This is a genomic window from bacterium (assembly GCA_021159335.1).
Lineage (GTDB): Bacteria > UBP14 > UBA6098 > B30-G16 > B30-G16 > JAGGRZ01.
In genome coordinates this window covers 1-3,517 of sequence record JAGGRZ010000067.1, presented here as the reverse complement: position 1 = coordinate 3,517, position 3,517 = coordinate 1, and the positions used below count along the sequence as shown (strand labels likewise).

5 protein-coding genes are annotated in these 3,517 nt (G+C 30.6%); all 5 read right to left on the bottom strand.

The features are described 5' to 3' along the window. Positions 1 to 19 precede the first annotated feature (19 nt). On the bottom strand, positions 20 to 1,255 hold the full coding sequence (locus J7J62_04125; GenBank protein MCD6124341.1) for a hypothetical protein: 1,236 nt from the start codon (positions 1,253 to 1,255) through the stop codon (positions 20 to 22). 63 nt (positions 1,256 to 1,318) lie between these two features. Then, positions 1,319 to 2,308: a hypothetical protein gene (locus tag J7J62_04120; protein MCD6124340.1), complete on the bottom strand. Its 990-nt coding sequence runs from the start codon at positions 2,306 to 2,308 to the stop codon at positions 1,319 to 1,321. 38 nt (positions 2,309 to 2,346) lie between these two features. Beyond that, positions 2,347 to 2,871, bottom strand: coding sequence for a hypothetical protein (locus tag J7J62_04115; GenBank protein MCD6124339.1), 525 nt, complete (start codon positions 2,869 to 2,871; stop codon positions 2,347 to 2,349). Positions 2,872 to 2,884: 13 nt separating this feature from the next. Then, the gene (locus tag J7J62_04110) at positions 2,885 to 3,286 is read right to left on the bottom strand and encodes a hypothetical protein (protein MCD6124338.1); all 402 of its coding nucleotides are present in this window, start codon (positions 3,284 to 3,286) and stop codon (positions 2,885 to 2,887) included. A gap of 3 nt (positions 3,287 to 3,289) precedes the next feature. Continuing rightward, positions 3,290 to 3,517 (bottom strand): hypothetical protein (locus tag J7J62_04105; GenBank protein ID MCD6124337.1); only part of this gene is annotated, 228 nt, incomplete at its 5' end.

Sequence of the window (3,517 nt, the reverse complement as noted above, 5' to 3'; positions counted from 1 at the left end):
CTCTTTATGTACAAGGAACTTAAGAGGTCTTTTTAGTGCAATATCTTAAAATGAGCCTTTCATATTTTTTATTAAACCTAGGTTTCCCCAAACAAAGCAATGAAACTAATTCATTATTGTAAAATAATCCAATATTTAATTTGGCCTTAATATCAGATTGAAGATGATTTTCTCGCAAAAACTCTTTAACTTCATTATAATCCAAATTTTTTATAATGCAAGTTCTAGCATATATTTTATTTTCCAATAATCCAAGTTTAGCAAGTAAAATACTTTTCACAATATCTTTTTTAAATAACCATTCATCTTCAAAAATCTGAATTAAATGAATTCCCTTTTGTTCGCACAATATTGTCTTATTTAAATGATAATTTCTATCTTTATTTCCATTTAATTCTGAATGCCAAAACAAACCATTCAATTCAATAGCTAAATTCCTGTCTGGAATAAAAATATCTAACTCTTTTCCATCTAAAATGGAGCGATCATGAACAATTACTTTATTATTATTTTCTTCCAAAAAATCTATAAGTTCTTTTTCTTCATTAGAACCTGAACACTTTGGACATCTAACAATGCTTCTTAATGTAGATTCAAACTCATAACCGCATTTCTTACATTTAAATTTATACTTATTAGCTATGCACTGATTTTTATCTTTCCAAACACCGTTATAATTTTCAGATAGAAAAATCAAATCATTTTTATCACAATATTCCTTTAACTTAGGCAAAAACTTTTCCGTTTCTTTAAAATGTTTAATTTCACTAACAACTTTTAATTTTGATATATTATCAACGCCATATTTTTTTAATAAAGTTTTCTTAAACTTTTCTTTTATTTTTTCGTTTTGAAGAGCATATGGAACGCCATATCTTTTTAAATTGGTTTGTTTAACTTTTTCTTTAATCTGTTCATTTTGAAGTGGAACTTCAACTCCATATCTCAATAAACATGTATCTTTTGCTTTTTGTCTAAAAAAATCAGATTTTAAAGCATTATCGACGCCATACCTTTCCAATAAAGTCTGCCTAGCCTTTTGTCTTATAAAATCAAGTTGAAATGGATTTTCAACACCATATTTTTTTAAAAAAACTTGTTTCCTTTTTTCTTTTATAACTTCAGCTTGTGATGGATTTTCAACACCATACTTCTTCAAAAAATATCTTCTAAGGTATTCAGCTACACATTCCTTCTTTCCACAGGTTTTTGAACGCTTATTTTTCTTTTCAGCACCGCAAATAGGACATTTCATAAAAAAAATTATATAACAAAAAATTACATTTGTAAAGGCCCAATTAAGGGCCTTTACGTTATGTTATGATTTAGCGAAGCAAGCGCCCATTGTGTAACGCCAATCTTTCACATAACCACCAAATAGAACCATTACACTGGCCTTGATTTCCTTGTTTTCTTTGTCCTGCCATACATCTATTATCACTTCCTCTCCAGACAATGCCACTAATCCACGACCTCTCTGTAACAATGCCCATGGGAAATGATTGCCAACTTTTGGAATCCTATTCCAAGGAAGTACACCAAACATGTTATAGAATGGATTCTTCTTAGTAGCGCCTGAAGTTTTTTGTGGATAATATTCGCTGGAAATGTCAGCTTTAATATCATGTGCTATAGAAGGATGGCATAAAATTGTATCTGGCCTTATTGTGATAGGATTACCCCTATCATTATATGCATTATCAACTACCATCTTTGTATAAGCGCTATTTAAATTAGTTATAGTATAATCTTTATCAGCACCTAAATAATTCTGCCCACAACCAGAAACACTAGCAGATTTTAGTGGATGCTCATTACCTGCATCTGCCATAAAAGGTTTACCATCATATATGAATTTACCACTAGGATCTACAATATCGCCTACGCTATTATCAAATATATCATGACCAGATGTCAAAGCGCCATACACAAAGAATTTAGAATAGAAAGATTCTTTTGTTCTAGCAGCGGCCCTAGACCACTCCTTAATAGTAGAGCTGAACAATTTTGCAATTGCTTCCATGCTTCTATGTGTTTCATAATTCCAGCGCATCCCACGTGCAAATGTTCTAATTTTACCTATTAGCAACCAACCTTCTTCTGGAGTATCATATTCAATAGGCTCGCCTGGTTTCTTTTCTTTTAATTCATCTAATCCTACCATTGTATGGGACATCACATATGCATCAGGGCAATCTTCTTCTTCAAATAAAAGTGGCCAAACAGGAGCTTCTTCTTCATATTCCCTAAAAAAGATTTCATAACCTTTAGATTTTAAGACTTGGGTGAATTCAGTCTGTTCTGCCATGATAATTAAACCTCCAAATATATATTATTTTCTAATTTTTATGAAACAACTATTTGCTTATGTGTATTAATTTTAACACGCATATAACCTGCTTCTGCTTCTTCATCGGAAGCGCCTACAAAAATCACGAAACCTTCATTAAATGGACTATTATCCAAATCCACAACCTGCTCATTGTTGTTTATAATAACTTTAAGTGCATCGCCATAACGTAATGCTTTAATAGCAGTTTCTGCATTTGGAGAACCGCCAATACCTTTGATTAGGAAAATAGCTTCTTCATCAGTAATAACAAATCTTTCTTTATCTTTGCTAAATGTATATGTTCCATCACCATTATCAGTTACGCCATAAACATTGTAAGCAGTATAATCGCCTAAAATAGCCCAGCCAACTATATTGTCAGTAGCATTGCTTCCCTGATCTATTAATTTATAATCTGCGCCTTTCTGACCTACAAAAGTAGCCGTCCCAGCTTTCACTGTTACACCATTTAATTTAATTTTTAAATTAAGACCATCTGCATGATAAGCATCATAAATACCTGCTTTGATAGACTTCATAATATTTAACCCCCTATTTAAATAATAAAATTATTTTTGAAATTTCTTCTGGCAATTTAGTAATCATTTGATTAGTCAATTCAGCTGAAAATCTTAACCAACAAGCCAAAATTGTTCCCTTTTCGCACTCAGTCAAATCCTTATAATCTTTATCTTTCATTATTTCTTCTATCTTGTTTAAACATTGAATGGAACTATATGAAAATTTATTTATATCTTCACCCAAAGCATTTTTCCAAAAACAAATGGAAAAGGCTGAATATTTTGCTAAAATTTTAGCTAAATCATCGGCCTGTTTCATTACCTTTGCATAACTCTTATCAATCTTTGGAACTTTAATTGTTTTGGAAGTAGTTCCACATGCAATAGTAAATAAAAACATAAAAATCAAAAATAATGAAATCAATTTCTTCATATTTTAAACCTCTAAAAATTTTTCTAAACTTTTTAAAATTTCTTCTACATTTGTATTTTTTAAATTCACAAAATAACCTTTCTTATGTGTAAAACATTCAGTATCTATATATTTGTGAAAGTCAACAAGTGATGGGCCGTTGGATTGAAATCCCTTTCTTATTCCAAAATCATCACCCATTCGATAAACCATATAATCAACTTTCCTAAGTTCCGATTTCAGATATTTAGA